The sequence below is a fragment of the Rhizobium redzepovicii genome (assembly GCF_019793435.1).
Lineage (GTDB): Bacteria > Pseudomonadota > Alphaproteobacteria > Rhizobiales > Rhizobiaceae > Rhizobium > Rhizobium redzepovicii.
The window spans coordinates 48,878-64,771 of the sequence record NZ_JAILYH010000023.1 but is presented as its reverse complement, the minus strand read 5'-3'; the positions used below and the strand labels follow the sequence as shown (position 1 = coordinate 64,771).

The window sequence follows — 15,894 nt, the reverse complement described above, 5'->3', positions numbered from 1 at the left end:
CAAGTCGCGGACAAGGGAATCATGGCTTGAATAGCGCTTCTTGCACTTGCAGATACGCTTCTTATAACAGAAGCAGAGCATGAAGGAGTTGCCGGATGCCGACCCTGTTCCGTTTTCTGTTCGTCTGCGCGATCCTCGCCGGGACGGTCTACGGAGCGATGTGGGCGCTTGTGACCTTTGTCGAGCCCGAGCCGCGCGACGTGACCATCCGTATTCCGTCCGAGCGGGTCAATCCGCCAGCGACGGGCACGATCAACACGACCAGGAAGTGACCGGCATATGGTGGATCTGAGCCGCGTCCATGTGGAATCCTTCCTGGAGATGATGAGCGCCGAGCGCGGTGCTGCCGTCAACACGCTGCAATCCTATGAGCGCGACCTCGACGACGTCCACGCCTTCTTGAACGGCCGCAGCGTGCGGCTGACCGAAGCCGCTTCCGCCGATCTGGCCGCCTATCTCGCCTCGCTCGCCCGAAAGGGCTTCAAAGCCTCTTCCCAGGCGCGCCGGCTTGCCGCCATGCGGCAGTTCTACAAGTTCCTTTATGCCGAGGGGCTGAGGACCGACGACCCCACCGGCATTCTCGACGCGCCGAAGAAAGGCCGTCCGCTGCCGAAGACGATGGGTGTCGAGGAGGTCGGCAAGCTGCTTTCCCAAGCTGAGGCCGAGGCAGGCGATGCAGCGCCTGGCCAGTTGCAGCGCCTGCGCATGCTGGCGCTGCTGGAGCTGCTCTATGCCACCGGCATGCGCGTCAGTGAACTGGTTTCGCTTCCTGCCCGCGTGCTCGATCAGGAAGGGCGTTTCCTGATGATCCGCGGCAAGGGCAACAAGGAACGGCTGGTGCCGCTGTCGCAATCGGCGATATCGGCGCTGAAATCCTACGGCCGCCTGCTGGCGGTGGAAAATGCCGCGGCCAAGGATCCGCAGGAAAGCCCCTGGCTGTTTCCCGCCGCCTCGAGGGAGGGCTATCTGCCCCGCCAGGTTTTCGCCCGCGACCTGAAAAACCTGGCGATCCGCGCCGGCCTGACACCGTCGATGATCTCGCCACATGTGATGCGACACGCCTTTGCCAGCCACCTGCTTGCCAACGGCGCCGACCTGCGCGTCGTGCAGGAACTCCTCGGCCATTCGGACATTTCGACCACACAGATTTACACGCATGTCCTCGAAGAGAGGCTGCAGCAGCTCGTCCAGACGCATCACCCCCTTGCCAAACAGGCGAAAAAGCACGAATAGGACCGGCGACAAGGGGCGGAGCCAGGAAAACGCCCCGGGCACAAGGAACGGAAACGCACCTCATGCACAATTATCTCGACTTCGAAAAGCCGATCTCCGACCTCGAAGGCAAGATCATCGAGCTGAAGAAGCTCGCAACGGAAGACGAGAGCATCGACACCACCGATGAAATCGGCAGGCTGGAGGTTCGCGTCCGCGAGGCGATCGTCGAAATCTATTCCAAGCTCAATCCCTGGCAGAAGACCCAGGTCGCCCGCCATCCACAGCGCCCGCATTTCGTCGACTACGCCAAGACGCTGTTCCAGGAATTCACGCCGCTCGCCGGGGACCGCAAATTTTCCGAGGATGCCGCGATCCAGGCGGGTCTTGCCCGCTTCCGCGGCCAGCCGGTCGCCGTCGTCGGCCAGGAAAAGGGCAACGACACCAAGACCCGCCTGAAGCATAATTTCGGCAGCCCGCGGCCGGAAGGCTACCGCAAGGCGATCCGCATCCTCGAAATGGCCGATCGTTTCGGCCTGCCGGTGATTTCGCTGGTGGATACGGCAGGCGCCTATCCCGGTGTCGGCGCCGAAGAGCGCGGCCAGGCCGAGGCGATCGCCCGCTCGACGGAAATGTGTCTCGGCGTCAAGGTTCCGCTCGTTTCCGTCGTCATCGGCGAAGGCGGCTCGGGCGGCGCCATCGCGATTGCCACCGGCAACAAGGTCTATATGCTAGAGCATTCGATCTACAGCGTCATCTCGCCGGAAGGCGCCGCCTCCATCCTCTGGCGCGATTCCACCCGCGCTCGGGAAGCGGCGACCAATATGAAGATTACCGCCGAAGACCTGAAATCGCTCGGCGTCATCGACGGCATCATTTCCGAGCCGCTCGGCGGCGCGCATCGCGATCCCGACAGCGTCATCGCCGCAACCGGCGACATGATCGCCAATGCGCTCGGCGAAATGGCGTCCCGTTCCGGCGAACAGCTACGCAACGAGCGCCGCCAGAAATTCCTCAATATCGGCCGCAATCTCTAAAGCCTGTCGCGCAAAAGTGTGCAGCGGTTTTGCGGCAACGACATGCGCAAAAACAAAGAGCTGAAGCGCGGGAAGCGAATCTGAAAGATCGCGACGCGCTTTCGGAAATCGCTGAGACTTTTCGGCATCATGTCCGAGACAAGTTTTGCTTTCACCGATTGGGGCCAAATCTTGGCCACATTGATATTATCTGTAGCAATCGCGCTTGCGGGGATGTTCAGGGCACGTCATAGGCTGGTAAGGATTTGTAAAGTATAAGCCGCCTATGATTCCGTCTGATGCCCGAACTCCATAGGCGGACCGGGTCGCATTATCTTTATGGGCTAGTTTGGATGCGCATACGTTATTTTGCCTATGTTTCCCTCATGGCGCTGGCTCTGACCGGCTGCAATGACGCGTTGGAAACCGCGCAGGTCGATCTCTCCAAGGTCAAGAACAAGGTCGAGCAACCGCTTCCGCCACATATCCTTGCCGCCATGTCGGCCAAGGGCATGGACCGCAATTCGCCGATCATGATTCGCATCTTCAAGGAAGAAGGTGCCATGGAGATCTGGAAGGCGAAGACCGACAACCGTTTCGACAAGATCGCCGACTACAAGATCTGCGCCTGGTCGGGCCGTCTCGGCCCGAAGGTAAAGACCGGCGACCGGCAGGCGCCGGAAGGTTTTTACGATCTGACGCGCGCCAACCTGAACCCCAACTCGAAATATTATCTGGCGATCAACACCGGCTTCCCGAACCGCTACGACGCGGCGAACGGCCGCACCGGCTCCGATCTGATGATCCATGGCGCCTGCTCGTCCTCCGGCTGCTATTCGATGACCGACCAGCAGGTGCTGGAAATTTACGCCTTTGCCCGCGACGCCTTCAAGGGCGGCCAAGCGACCGTGCAACTGCAGGCCTTCCCCTTCCGCATGACGGCGGAAAACATGGTCAAGCATCGCCTCGACCCAAGCTACGACTTCTGGAAGATGCTGAAGGTCGGCTACGACAATTTCGAAGTGACGAAGCGCCCGCCCGAGGTGGCCGTCTGCGAGAAGAAATATGTCTTCAACCAGCAGGCAACCGATGGCGGCGCCTTCAATGCCTCAGGCAAATGCCCTGCCATGTCGACGCCGCCGGCCTTGACGGCCGCCCTTGCCTCCTACGGCAAGACCTATGATGCCGATTATGCCAAGGCGATGAGCAAATTCGACGGCATGGCCTGGTACGACCCCTCCGAAGCCGAGCGCAAGGCCGTGGTCGCCAAGACGCGCAAGGGCCGCGAACTCGCTTATGCCCCCACCGGCACCTCGCTGGAGGCCGGCCGCATGGTCAAGGTCGCCGAACTCGAAGACATGATGGCCAAGCGCACCGCCCAGGGCCTCGCCGCCAAATCCGCGCCGGGCGCCACGCCTGTTGCCCCTGCCCAGCCGCAGGCGCAGCCAATGGCCGTCGCCGCCGCCACCCCTGCGGTCGTGCCGGTGCCGACGCAGAACCCGCTGGCCTTTACGGCGCCCGAACAGCAGGAAACCGCGGAAGCTGCGGCAAAGAAGCCGTTCTGGAAATTCTGGGCGCGGAACTGAACGGCTTGAACCCCGTTCTCTACGATCTCCGCGGCCTGAAATGCCCCTTCCCCGTGATCAAGACACGCAAGAAGCTTGCCGCCATGGCAAGCGGCACGCTCATCCGCGTCGACACCACCGATCCACTGGCGGTGATTGACATGCCGCATTTCTGCAATGAGGACGGCCACGAGCTGGTCGAGACCGAAAAGACCGAAACCGGCCACCGCTTCCTGATTAAAAAGGGTTAAATCCTCATACCTGGAATGGCCAGCGGATTGTCGGATAGCGCCGCGCGATCCGGCATGTCGATGCGCGGCTTGCCGAGGAAGGCGTCGAACAGATCCTTGACGAAGGCTTCCGGCAGATCCTTGGTGATCAGAACCATGCGCGTACGCCGGTCGCCGGGATCCGGCCAGGCGGCAAGCCGCACCGGCGGATGGAAGATACTCTGCACGCCATGCAGCACCAGCGGCCGATCCGGCCGGTCGGAGACGGAAACGATCGCCTTCATTCTGAGCAGCTTCTCGCCATGGGCCGAGCGCAGCAGATCGATGAACATGTCGAGCGCCATCGGATCGATCGGCTTTTCCTCGATGATCGAGAAAGAGCGGATCGAGGCATCGTGACGGTTGACGTCGTGCGGGTCCTGGTGCGCGTGATCGCCATCATGATCATGATGGTGGTGGCCGTGGTGATCCTCGCCATGGTTGTGCGCGTGGCCGTGGTCGTGATGCGCCTCGTGCGCATCCTCGTCCTGCAGCCAGCGGCCGACATCGGCGATCTTCGTCGCCGGATCGTAGAGCCCGTTGACGAGCACTGCGGCGCTGCCGGCCTCAGTGCTGTCGGCATCCATCATCGCGGCGCGCGGATTGAGCGCGCGCAGGCGCTGTTCCAGCTTGTCCGTTGCCTCAGCCATCGCCTTCTTCGAGACGATCAGCCGGTCGGCGACCGCCGCCTGCTTGCGGGCTTCCTCGTGATTGTCGAGCGTCTGCAGCCCGTTCACTGCATCCACCACGGTCACGACGCCGTCGAGTTCGAAATTTTGGGCGATGACCGGATTGCCCATGATCGCCTGCATGACCGGAGCGGGATCGGCAAGGCCCGTCGTCTCGATGATGACACGCTTCACCGGCTTGACCCGGCCCGTCTGCACGGCATCCATCAAGTTTGCCAGCGTGTCGACCAACTCGCCGCGCACGGTGCAGCAGAGGCAGCCGTCTGACAGTTCGATGATCGAATCGCCGGAGCTTTCGACCAGGAGATGATCGATCCCGACATCGCCGAATTCATTGATGATGACGGCCGCATCCTTCATCGCGGGATCTTTGAGGATGCGGTTGAGCAGCGTCGATTTGCCGGCACCGAGAAAGCCGGTCAGGATGGTGACCGGAATCCTGTCGTTGAGCGCGCTCATGTCGTTTGACCCTAGAAGCTGATCTTAGAAAGATGTCGGGCGCGGCATCGGCACCGGCACGTTGGCGATGCCTCCCGCCGTATCGCCGGTCGCCACCTTTTCCGGCTGCTGAGCCGGCTGCGGATCCTGACCGGGAATGAGGCCGGCAAAGACGAAGCGCGGATCGTGGTCCATTTCCAGGATATAGGGCGACTGCACCCGCATGCGACCGACTTCGTCGCGCGTTTCGCTGCGTATCTTGGCGCCCTTGGCGCTGCAGATGTCGGCGGAGATATCGGTTACCTGGTCCTGTCCCTGCCCGTAGGGCCGCAGCGAACCGAGCGTTTCATTGCCGGGGAACTGGGTGGTGAAACCCTTTTGCAAGAGGTTCGCCGTCGCATCGGCGCGCGCCGCAAGGCTGTCGGTGCCGAGCACGACCGAGACGATGGTGCGGCCGTTGCGGGTCGCCGAACCGATCTGGTTGAAGCCCGAGGCGCAGATGAAGCCGGTCTTCATGCCGTCGGCGCCGGCGAAGCGGCCGATCAGCATGTTGAGGCTCGGCACGTTCTGCTGGCCGTTGGTGAAACCCTCAAGCGCGAAATAGCTAGCATATTGCGGAAAATCGCGGCGCAGCGCCACGGTCAGCACCGCAAGATCGCGCGCCGTCGTATATTGCCCCTTGCCCGGCAGGCCGTTCGGATTGACGAAATGCGAATCCGTCATGCCGAGCTTCAGCGCCTCGCCGTTCATCCGCGTCACGAAGCCTTCCTGCGTGCCGCCGATGGCTTCGGCGACCGCAACGGCGATGTCGTTGGCCGATTTCACCATCAGGATCTTCAGCGCGCTGTCGAGCGTCAGCTTCTGGCCCGGCTTGAAATACATCTTGGCGGCCGGTTGCGCGGCGGCGCGCTTGCTCATGACGACAGGCGTATCGAGGCTGATCTGCCCGGCCCGGATCGCATCGAACACGGTATAGACGGTCATCAGCTTGGTGAGCGAGGCCGGATACCATTTGCGGAAAGCTTCTTCATGCTCGAGCACGCGGCCGGTCTGCACATCGACGAGAATATGCGGATTGGCCGCAGCGAGCGGAACGGAGGCAAGAAAACCAGCCGTCGCGGCGACCGCGAAACTCAGCGGCCGCAAGGCGGCAAACAAACGGAAGTGGCTCGTCGACACGCTTTGTCCTTCGGATATCAGGAAAATCTCGAAACCTTCCCCTATTTAGCCTATATGGCTATGACATGGCAAAGGTCATTGACTAAGTAATTTCCACAGGCTCACGCCTCAGCCGCCTCACGCCCCCCGCCTCACGTCCTTGTGATGCGATGAACGATTGCCGGGATTTCATAACAGGAACGCCAACATGCCGATTTTGAACAGAGCCGCCGAATTGCAGGACGAGGTCGCCGAATGGCGCCGTCATATTCACGCCCGGCCCGAGCTGCTCTTCGCGGTTGAGAATACGGCCGCCTTCGTCGCTGAAAAGCTCAAGGAATTCGGCGTCGACGAGATCGTCACCGGCATCGGCCGCACCGGCGTCGTCGGCCTGATCAAGGGCAAGGGCGAAGGCCGCCGCACCGTCGGCCTGCGCGCCGACATGGACGCCCTGCCGCTGACCGAAATATCAGGCAAGCCCTGGGCCTCGAAGACGCCGGGCAAGATGCATGCTTGCGGCCATGACGGCCACACGGCCATGCTGCTCGGCGCGGCGAAATACCTGGCCGAAACCCGCAACTTCAACGGCAATATCGCCGTCATCTTCCAGCCCGCCGAAGAGGGCGGCGGCGGCGGCAACCTGATGGTCAAGGACGGCATGATGGAGCGCTTCGGCATCGAAGAGGTCTACGGCATGCACAATCTGCCGGGCCTGCCTGTCGGCCAGTTCGCCACCCGCAAGGGCGCGATCATGGCGGCGACCGACGAATTCACCGTCACCATCAAGGGCCGCGGCGGCCACGCCGCCCAGCCGCACCGGACGATCGACCCGATCGCCATCGGCGCCCAGATCGTCGCCAACCTGCAGATGATCGCCTCGCGCACCGCCGATCCGATCAGCTCGGTCGTCGTCTCGGTGACCAAGTTCAATGCCGGTTTCGCCCATAACGTCATCCCGAATGATGCGACTTTCGCCGGCACGGTGCGCACCCTCGATCCCGAAGTGCGCACGCTGGCCGAGACGCGGTTCCGGCAGATCGTCGAGGGCATCTCCGCCGCTCACGGCGCCGAGGCCGAGATCGGCTTCAACCGCAACTACCCCGTCACCATCAACCACCCCGACGAGACCGAGCATGCGGTCGCCACCGCCAGCGCCATTGCCGGCGAGGGCAACGTCAATGCCGAGATCGACCCGATGATGGGCGGCGAGGATTTCTCCTACATGCTGAACGCCCGCCCCGGCGCCTTCATCTTCATCGGCAACGGCGACAGCGCCGGCCTGCACAACCCGGCCTATGACTTCAACGACGAAGCCATCGCCCACGGCATCTCCTACTGGGTCCGCCTCGCCGAACAACGCCTGGGCGTCTGACAAGAATTAAGGCTTGGCTTCGCGCCAAGCCTTTTGTATGCATGGCATCCAGTGGTCCCGTAGCTCAGCAGGATAGAGTACCTTTCATAGTGTGGAAGTTTACTGGTTGGGCGAAATCCCCAGCAGGGCAGGTCATCGGCGCACCAGTAAATTTACTGCCGCCCCTAATGACGAAAATTGGACGCCAGTTCACGGCAATCTGGGCAAAGCCTGCCGCAGAGCTAATCGGAACGATGTCTCGCGTAGCTGATTTTCGAATTTGAGAAGTCACCCGTTCAAGCAGATCGCTGTTGCAGCTGGGGTGTTGATCTTCGGGAGAGCATGGGTTACGAACCATCTTGAACGAAGGTTCGTCCACATAGCTCAGCAGGATAGAGCACAGGATTCCTGGTTGCATAAATTGGGGGCTACACTCTGAAAGGTTGTAGTCGATCTACTCAAATTCGGGGAACGCTTCGCTGTACTCTCAGCATGCCAATCCCGAGCCAAGCTTCGGAGAAATCCGTTGAAGGTGTAGAGACTGGATGGGTAGCACCTAAAGGCCTCGGCCCATGGTGAAGGGACAGTCCAGACCACGAACGCTCTCGGGCGGCGGTTAAAGCCGAAGTGGTATGAATCCTGGGGTCGGAGGTTCGAATCCTCTTGTGGACACCACTTCCTTTGAAGTTCGGAGTAGGACATCTACCTGCACGCGTTTGGTCGCAGCCCTACGGCTCCAATGTCGCCGTAGCGAAGCATTGCATGTCATTCTATCAAGTCGATGACCCTGGTGGCTGGTTCGAGGACAACCACCGTACCAACGCCGTTGCGGAAGGTGAGATCGTCATTTTCCGAAATGATTATGGGTACGCGCATGTCCTGGTGCAAAAGGTCACGACCCAACGCCGAGCTGCTTTTCAAGTATCAGCTGCGATACTTTGATTGATCTCATGGTCGGAGCAGGAGCGGTCTGGCTCGACTGTGGAAGGTCACATGTTGACCTGCGAAACCCCCGTCAGCCTGAGCCACGAGTCGAGGGTTTCCCAAGATTCGGGAATGACGGCATCGGCAACTGCGCTCTGGTCGGCGAATAGCACATAGTTTGTTCCTCGCTCTCCAGTGGCGCTCCGGTACCGAAGCCCATCGATCTTCCCTCCTTCAAAATCGAAATCGCGGAGAAACTCGGTGAAGACCTGCGTCGGGATGTAATCCACGTTCACGCGGTTATCTCGTTCTACGGGTTGAATGATCAGTTCGGCGAAGGCGCGCAAGAAGCGCAGCACCAGACGGTCGATCCGAGGTGCCGTGGAAAAGAAGCCGGGCACACGCGGCAATGACGCCAAGTCCATTATCCGGATTGTTCGCGTGGTTCCGAACCTCCCCACGGAGGCCATGGAATCGCGTATTTCCGCCAGTGCAAGCTTGCGACGATCCGCACCATAGAACATGGGAATACCCGGAGGGTTCATCCGGTTTGATTGTGTTGCATACTCCGCTGGCGGTGGCCCAAGGTCCGCGGCCAGCCGAAAGGGTCGCCTGAACTGTCGGGCGCGCGCTCTGTAAAGAGTGAGCCCGATCGGCTTGTCCACGATCAGCCCAAGGCCTTCTGCGTGGTTGCAAACCTCGGTGAGGAACTCAAGCGGAGACCGCCGGTCCGGTTCGTAACCGGTCGACCTATTTATGTCGTGGAAGAAAAACCTTCGGCGGTGCTTGGTAATCTCGCAGAACTGGTTCCACGAGAACCTGAGGCTTTCGTCGGGCTCTAGTGCCAGCCAATCGAATTCGCACCATTGGTCATCTCCGATGCCGTCAACCAGGGCCTGGTACAAACGGCCGGAACAATCGCGCGGAAGCTCGATTGCCAACTTCTCACCTATCATATCCCAACTGTCGATGTTCCAGGCCTGGAAACCACCCTCCCGACCGTCATACGGTAACTCGTCCACGGCTCTCGAAAACGAGCCCTGTATCCGTTCGAGTATGAAGTCAGTAACGTCGTCTATCGGCATCGTTGCCGCGTCTTTGCGACCGCAGAACTCGCACCCGCGCGGTCCTGCGCAACCCCGGATCATTTGGCGAAGGTCATCGTCGCCAAAGCATTGATAGCAGACATTTGTGGGCATAGATCGTTCGACTACTTTCCAAATGGCCAAGACGGCAGGTTGTAGGCTCTTAGGTTTTGCAGAGCTGGCGGGCAAGAAGCACTGCGGTCAATTAATACCTCCGAGCCTGACGTTCACCAGGACATCGTGCATCAGACATGACGATTTTGCGCGATGTGAACAAGCAGCTTCGATCACAGGACGGCGACATCGGGCTTTCCGCCCGCTCGGCTGGATGAGCTGTAGCTTAGGGCTTTCTTTACCAAACATGATACAATAGCCCGCAACTTTGGAGCTCCTGATGGCCGACACGACGATCGAATGGACCGACGCGACTTGGAACCCGGTAGCGGGCTGCTCCATCATGAGTTCCGGCTGCACCAACTGCTATGCCATGCGCATGGCCGCTCGGCTTGAAGCCATGGGCGTAGACAAGTATCGGGGCCTAACCCGCAAATCGGGCGGCCGCGCCAAATGGACTGGCGCACTCTTCCTCGACGAGACCGCTCTCCAGGTTCCCCTGGGCTGGGCCCGGCCTCGGAATGTATTTGTGAACTCGATGTCGGACCTTTTCCACCCTAACGTGCCGGTCGAATTCATCAGAAAGGTCTGGTCGGTGATGGCACAGACCCCGCGCCACACCTACCAAATCCTCACCAAAAGGCCGGACCGAATGGCAGCCGTTCTCCGAAGCGGGTTCAACGTTCTGCCGAATGTCTGGTTGGGAGCGAGCGTGGAGGATGGCAAGGTCATCCACCGGCTCAATGAGCTGCGCGAAGTCCCGGCAGCAATTCGTTTCGTTTCCTTCGAACCACTGATTGGCTCCGTGGCGAGCGGTAGCCTGGAAGGCATCCACTGGGCAATTGTCGGAGGCGAGTCGGGCCCGAACGCGCGGCCAATGGACCCAGCCTGGATCGATGAAATCTTCGACCTTTGCACCGACTCCGACACGGCTTTTTTCTTCAAGCAATGGGGCGGCTTCAACAAAAAGAAGACCGGCCGGTCTTATCGCGGTCGTACGTGGGACGAGATGCCGGCATCGATAATGTGACGCGCGAACCGGTTCGCTAAGTCAATAGCCTTTGGCGATGGATTTGACGCCGCGAAGAACAGCGAAAACCGTTGCGGCTTCCGTTGTGGTGGTAGGGGAAAAGGGTCGGCGACCAATGGGAAAATCGTTTCGAGCCGTCGCTTAACGTAGGCTTCAAGGCCCGCCACGTCTGCATTTCGCTGGCGTTCCTCTGGGGCATCGAGAGCACCGAGGAGGTCCGTTGACGGAGGCACCGAACTGTAGAGCTCGGCCTCCCATTCGTCGGTACCGAGCATGTTGGTCAACACCTTGCGTTTGGTTGCATCGACAGCGCTGATGTTCCGCGCGGCCTGTCGGTAAAGCCCTGATAGAGGAAACAGGAACCAAACGTCGATCGCCTTGGTCCTGGCGATTGCCTGCAACGTTTCCCATGCGACTTCCATTCCATATGGATCGAGAAACATTATGGCTCGCCGAGAAGACCAGTTCACTCGGTTGATATTCGCTTGGATGAAGGCGTTTGCATCGCCGTTCAGAACATGGATATCACGATCAGGATGCGACGACTTGAGCATCTCCAGAGCCGTGCAATGCGCGGGCTTTCGTTCCATGAAGATCAGGCGGTCGAACTTCGGCTCAATGTCCAAGGCGATTTTTGCCGAGCCTCTGCGGCTCTCGACGCGCTCCGGAACGGGCTCGTCAAAGAGATCACCATCCTTCGCCTCGATCCGTACAGTCCGCGAACCTGTTCCGGCGAAGGCGTCGATGTACCACAGCGAGTTGAACTTGTGGCGCAAGGCAATGGAATATGCCTTGAGGTATTTTTCGACAATTTCAAGCTTTATCTCAGTATGCTGCCCACCAAACTCGTGATCGTTCAACGACTTCATCAGGTTCTCGCAACCTCTGCCTCGATTCGCGCACCCTATATTACAGGTTGTAGATTCAGGGTCACGTCGTCGTTGCCCTTATTTCTTTGGAAAACCTTGAATGGACGCGGATAGTGGAAATTGGAGGATGACACCTGGCCCGTCGGCCTCGATCGCCTCCACCACCTACCTTGTGAAGGTGACCTAAACGAGAAGACTGAACCAGGTGTTACTGACGCCGGTTCCTCAATGGGCCTGAACGCATCGCGAAGAAAAGGGCATGACCATGGGTGCATTGCTCGGGCTCCTCCTCCCTACCAAAACATTTGTCTAAATTGCGTGGTGCTGTTCGCTTCTTGCAGACCAGCGGCTAATCTTCATCCTCCAGCTCATGAGCGAGGGAAACCTTTGGTAACGTCACGGGCTCTACCAATGTCACAACTCGGTCGACGGCCCTCAACGCCGCCACAGCGTCGGTGATACCTTGACCATCTCCACCTCAATCGCTCCGTCAGCCGTCTGTCGAACGCCGCAATTTCCGGGCCTGCAACTGTTCATCGACGAAATTCTTTATGTCCTTGAACAGATCGGCGTCCATGATGATCGTCCCCGGACGCGTCCTGCCTGTTACATGCAGGCTCACTTCATCCAGACCGAAACCAAGTCGGTCCATACGAGCCACCCAGATGTTTAGGCCGTCTACAATAGCGTCGAGCCTGGGGGATTCCTCATCCGGGCCTTTCCGGCGAACGATCGCACGCATGGCAGCATTCTGTTGTTCGGTTTCCTCCAACAGCCGTCGAATTTCCAGGAAGTTGTAGCGGTCCCCTTCGCTCATGATGGACGTGTCGACTTTGTCCAAGTCTTTCCTCGCCATCGGGTCCACCGATTGCATATTCCTGATCGACACGTAAGCCTCCCGCCAAATTCGGGGAATGTCCGGGTAGTCGTTGTAGATGGTGCTGGTCATCGGAAAGACGTCCTCGCCATATTTCGCGATGCCTTCCTCGATGATCAGAGGGACTGTCGGCTTGAGCGGTTTAGGGCGACCTACCAAGCCTTGGCATATGGTCCACAACATCCGCATGTTGCGGTGAGAGATCGTATTCGCCTCAGGTTCCTGCTCCGTCAGGGCGAGACATTTCTTGTCGGCGACCTTGATGATATCCGCGATACGCGATGTCATGCTTGGGCCTCCAGCAGCAAGGATTCCCGCCGGTCCAGACTAAATGACTCGTCCATTACGCTCGAGACAAGCGCCTGCATCTCGGTGCGAATACCGAAATCTTGAAGCCGGGAACTTCCATCGACCAATTGTTTGCGTTGCAATGCCGTGGTGCGCCTCACCATGAGGTCGGCAAGAAGGTCCGCAGATTTCCGCCTCTGCGCTTCAGTGGACTTGAAATCGAGTTCGGGGGGAACAATGCCGCCGGCGAAAGCTATCCGGTTCAGATGATTGGTGAGCTCGTTGCGAATACGCGGATTGCCAAGGATCGGATAATGTCTCGCGGCGGCCGACATGAAGAGCGAGAATTCGAAATGATCGACTTCGACAAACTCGGTGACCCGCTCCCGGTCGTATACTATGAGTGCGGGTGCGTCACCCGGCTTCATTTCGTCAAGGAGCTTCGCACATGCGGCCAGTAGAACTTCGGTGTTGAAAATGCCCTGCTGAACTAATTCCTGCTCTTCGAGTACGGGTATCAACTCGGATTGCAATGCGTCGTACTTCTGCAGATACTCAGCCTTCGCGATCGCGCCACTATCGAGCTGGGCGCGCAATTCGTCTGCCTTTGCGTTGCACTCCCGCTCGACCAACGCAAGATGCTGACGTTGCTCACACAGCTTCGAACCGTACCATTCAAGCTGGTTCATCCACTCCGGTCCCGTCACGAAATGTCGGCAAATGACGCAATTCCGCGTTGGCACAGATTTGTAGGTATGCTTGTCAGGACCGTTCTTTACAGTTTCTTTCCGATCGATGGGACCGCCGTCCCAGCACCGAGTGCAATCGAACGGGCACATTCCGATATCGACGTTGCAATATTCCAGTTTCGAGGGCGACAGGACTGCCTCTTCGATCGCGGCGGCTTCAAGGGCCACCGTCCTCTTGCGAGCCTGCTCGTAGTTCCACGACTTCAGACCATCAATTAGCTCTCGCTGATGCTGGGCGGCGGCTTCGATCGCTCCTGCCTCCAACATTTGATGGACCTTGTCCGGGTCCCACTCGAGGTAATATCTGGTCATCATAAACGTGGCATGCCCGGCCACTAGCTTGCTCAGGATTTCCATGGGGACGCGGGCGCGGTAGAGGTCGGTCAATCCGCGTACCCGCAGCCCGTGGAGATTGTAGATACAACCCCATGGCTGTCCCGTGGTGGAGTTGATTTTTATGATGTCAATCTGATTGGACGGTTCGCGTTCGTTCCAGCGGCGCTGGGCCTCCGCCATGACATGTTGCCAAGCGTGGCCTACTTCCGACGCTGTGACAATTCTACCTTTGAACGGCCGATCCGACGTTGGAAACAGCCTGAAGAGCGCGTGGATTCGAGGCATGCCGCGCTTTGTGCGCTCAGGCGTTCTGTCCGGCGTGTCCAGATACTCATCGGGACCGATAGCATCGTCAATCGGGTTGTATTCCTGCTGCCACTGTCGGAGAGCCCAAAGCCTTCCGAGAATGAACTCGTGCTGCCAGGGCAGTACGTATGGCGAACCGGTCTTGTTGGTGTTTACGAAAATGCCTGTGGTAGTGCTTTCCTCGAACCGGTGGGCGTATCCATGGGTAGGCACGTCGGTTCCGTCTTCTTCCGCGGCCCAGAATCCTGCTAGGTGACCTGGGTTATCCTCCCATTGACCCGTGTCGGAGTTGAACTGGACTCTGTCGCCTTCCCCACTGTCCAATCTGCGCCATTGACCGATCCGCAGTGGCAAATGCGTTGCGCATAAGAGGAGCGTTGGAATAACCGGGCAAAATATAGTCTGCGGTTTGCCATCGATCATGAGTTCGACGTTGAAGTGGCCGGATTGCCCAGGCCATCCGCCCTCGCCTTCCGATAGAATTTCGCGAACGAGAGCGAACAGCTTGATGGGCAAGGGTCGCGCTTTGGAATGGCTAGGCTTTTTGTTAGCCGGTGGACCAGCCGCTTTAGTCAAGGCCATTTCGGCTTCGGAAATCAGCGGATAGACCATCAGCACTGGGTTTTTATCGACCATTTGGCCGGTGAAATGATCAAGAAGTCGCTTAACGTATGTGGATTGGGCTATGACGTAGTTCGTTATGCTCCCGTTCCGCTGCTTCAAGAATTCGGTGAAGGAAACAGGTCGTGCTTTCGAGGTCAGAACGTCAAGGAGAGACATTCCGGGGTATCCAGACCGCAACCACGAAAGAATGTCGTAACATGCCTGCTGGATACCTTTTGGTGGAATCGTCGTTTTGAGGAGGGCGACATCGGCAAGTGCCACAACTTCTTGGTCTAAAGGATCGGTTGAGGTGCGGAGTTGGTCCCAAATCTTGGAACCAACGGCCGCCCCCGCACGCCGACCTACGCTCGATTTTATCAGAAGGTCGCGGTCACCGTAGATTTTATAGAGACCGGTGATGACGTTCTTTGCGCATTGCGTCACGATTTCTGACGATCCAAAGACCTCCCTTCTCCAATGACGCCCGTCATCAGTCCGATAGGTGTCCACTACCGAATTGATAAATTCCAGCGGCGCACTGTCCACGGAGTCCACTCCGGCGGAGGAGATGACGAAAGGTGCCAACAGCCGCATAATCGCGCCATCGGCGTGACGTCGCGCAGAGGGCTTGAGCTTCTCCAGAAAGCTAAACGATCCGACCGCGTCCAGCCTTTCGTAGAGGTCAAAGCCAAAGGTGGTCTCCATCACGAAATAGCGGCAGACCTCTTTGTGAACAGCACTCTCCTTGCCGTAAAACCACCACGCAGAGAGAATAACGTTCGAGTCCAAAATCAAGTCCATCGCGCTTTTGATGGTGTCGTCGATAGGAATATGGTGTTGCAGCTCCTCCAACATCTTGCAGGCCGCCTTCACCGACCGCCCAATCCTGCCTCCCTTCGCGACGCTTTGCGGATTTGGGGTGTTGTTGAAGTGGACCGGACCTTCGTCCGTTTCGAACACAAGCATTTTGACTCCTGGATTGCGGGCCGATCGGCGTTCCGCGGCACTTTTGTTG

The 15,894-nt window shown here is 58.9% G+C and carries 14 protein-coding genes; 8 read left to right on the top strand and 6 right to left on the bottom strand.

Going from position 1 to position 15,894, the window contains the following annotated elements:
- Positions 1–95 precede the first annotated feature (95 nt).
- From K6N12_RS29140 to K6N12_RS29120, 5 genes are all read left to right on the top strand, one after another.
- The gene (locus K6N12_RS29140; protein WP_003589926.1) at positions 96–272 is read left to right on the top strand and encodes a hypothetical protein; all 177 of its coding nucleotides are present in this window, start codon (positions 96–98) and stop codon (positions 270–272) included.
- A 7-nt stretch (positions 273–279) separates the two neighbouring features.
- Positions 280–1,233: a site-specific tyrosine recombinase XerD gene (gene xerD, locus K6N12_RS29135; protein WP_131711803.1), complete on the top strand. Its 954-nt coding sequence runs from the start codon at positions 280–282 to the stop codon at positions 1,231–1,233.
- A 62-nt stretch (positions 1,234–1,295) separates the two neighbouring features.
- On the top strand, positions 1,296–2,249 hold the full coding sequence (locus tag K6N12_RS29130; protein ID WP_097629628.1) for an acetyl-CoA carboxylase carboxyltransferase subunit alpha: 954 nt from the start codon (positions 1,296–1,298) through the stop codon (positions 2,247–2,249).
- A 332-nt stretch (positions 2,250–2,581) separates the two neighbouring features.
- Positions 2,582–3,814, top strand: coding sequence for a L,D-transpeptidase family protein (locus K6N12_RS29125; RefSeq protein WP_222149058.1), 1,233 nt, complete (start codon positions 2,582–2,584; stop codon positions 3,812–3,814).
- A gap of 5 nt (positions 3,815–3,819) precedes the next feature.
- Positions 3,820–4,044: a sulfurtransferase TusA family protein gene (locus K6N12_RS29120; protein WP_012559148.1), complete on the top strand. Its 225-nt coding sequence runs from the start codon at positions 3,820–3,822 to the stop codon at positions 4,042–4,044.
- On the opposite strand, the gene K6N12_RS29115 is transcribed toward K6N12_RS29120, so the two are convergent.
- Both K6N12_RS29115 and K6N12_RS29110 read right to left on the bottom strand, forming a co-directional pair.
- The gene (locus K6N12_RS29115; RefSeq protein ID WP_097629625.1) at positions 4,041–5,210 is read right to left on the bottom strand and encodes a CobW family GTP-binding protein; all 1,170 of its coding nucleotides are present in this window, start codon (positions 5,208–5,210) and stop codon (positions 4,041–4,043) included. The genes K6N12_RS29120 and K6N12_RS29115 overlap by 4 nt on opposite strands.
- 24 nt (positions 5,211–5,234) lie before the next feature.
- Positions 5,235–6,368: a D-alanyl-D-alanine carboxypeptidase family protein gene (locus K6N12_RS29110; protein WP_097629624.1), complete on the bottom strand. Its 1,134-nt coding sequence runs from the start codon at positions 6,366–6,368 to the stop codon at positions 5,235–5,237.
- Between the two features lie 187 nt (positions 6,369–6,555).
- On the opposite strand from K6N12_RS29110, the gene K6N12_RS29105 reads away from it, so the two are divergent.
- Together K6N12_RS29105 and K6N12_RS29100 are read left to right on the top strand one after the other, a co-directional pair.
- Complete coding sequence (locus K6N12_RS29105; RefSeq protein WP_097629623.1) at positions 6,556–7,719, top strand: M20 aminoacylase family protein; 1,164 nt, start codon at positions 6,556–6,558, stop codon at positions 7,717–7,719.
- Between the two features lie 741 nt (positions 7,720–8,460).
- Positions 8,461–8,640, top strand: coding sequence for a hypothetical protein (locus K6N12_RS29100; protein WP_222149057.1), 180 nt, complete (start codon positions 8,461–8,463; stop codon positions 8,638–8,640).
- 47 nt (positions 8,641–8,687) lie between these two features.
- On the opposite strand, the gene K6N12_RS29095 is transcribed toward K6N12_RS29100, so the two are convergent.
- Complete coding sequence (locus K6N12_RS29095; RefSeq protein ID WP_281424330.1) at positions 8,688–9,770, bottom strand: HEPN-associated N-terminal domain-containing protein; 1,083 nt, start codon at positions 9,768–9,770, stop codon at positions 8,688–8,690.
- A gap of 331 nt (positions 9,771–10,101) precedes the next feature.
- Between K6N12_RS29095 and K6N12_RS29090 the strand changes: the two genes are divergently transcribed.
- The gene (locus K6N12_RS29090) at positions 10,102–10,851 is read left to right on the top strand and encodes a DUF5131 family protein (RefSeq protein ID WP_222149055.1); all 750 of its coding nucleotides are present in this window, start codon (positions 10,102–10,104) and stop codon (positions 10,849–10,851) included.
- On the opposite strand, the gene K6N12_RS29085 is transcribed toward K6N12_RS29090, so the two are convergent.
- The 3 genes from K6N12_RS29085 to K6N12_RS29075 form a co-directional block, all read right to left on the bottom strand.
- A complete protein-coding gene (locus tag K6N12_RS29085; RefSeq protein WP_222149054.1) occupies positions 10,806–11,720 on the bottom strand; it encodes a three-Cys-motif partner protein TcmP in 915 nt (304 codons plus the stop codon). The two genes, K6N12_RS29090 and K6N12_RS29085, sit on opposite strands and share 46 nt — an antisense overlap.
- A 490-nt stretch (positions 11,721–12,210) precedes the next feature.
- Positions 12,211–12,885, bottom strand: coding sequence for a hypothetical protein (locus K6N12_RS29080; RefSeq protein WP_222149053.1), 675 nt, complete (start codon positions 12,883–12,885; stop codon positions 12,211–12,213).
- A complete protein-coding gene (locus tag K6N12_RS29075; protein WP_222149052.1) occupies positions 12,882–15,845 on the bottom strand; it encodes a VPA1269 family protein in 2,964 nt (987 codons plus the stop codon). Before K6N12_RS29075 ends, K6N12_RS29080 begins: the two co-directional genes overlap by 4 nt.
- Between the last annotated feature and the right edge of the window lie 49 nt (positions 15,846–15,894).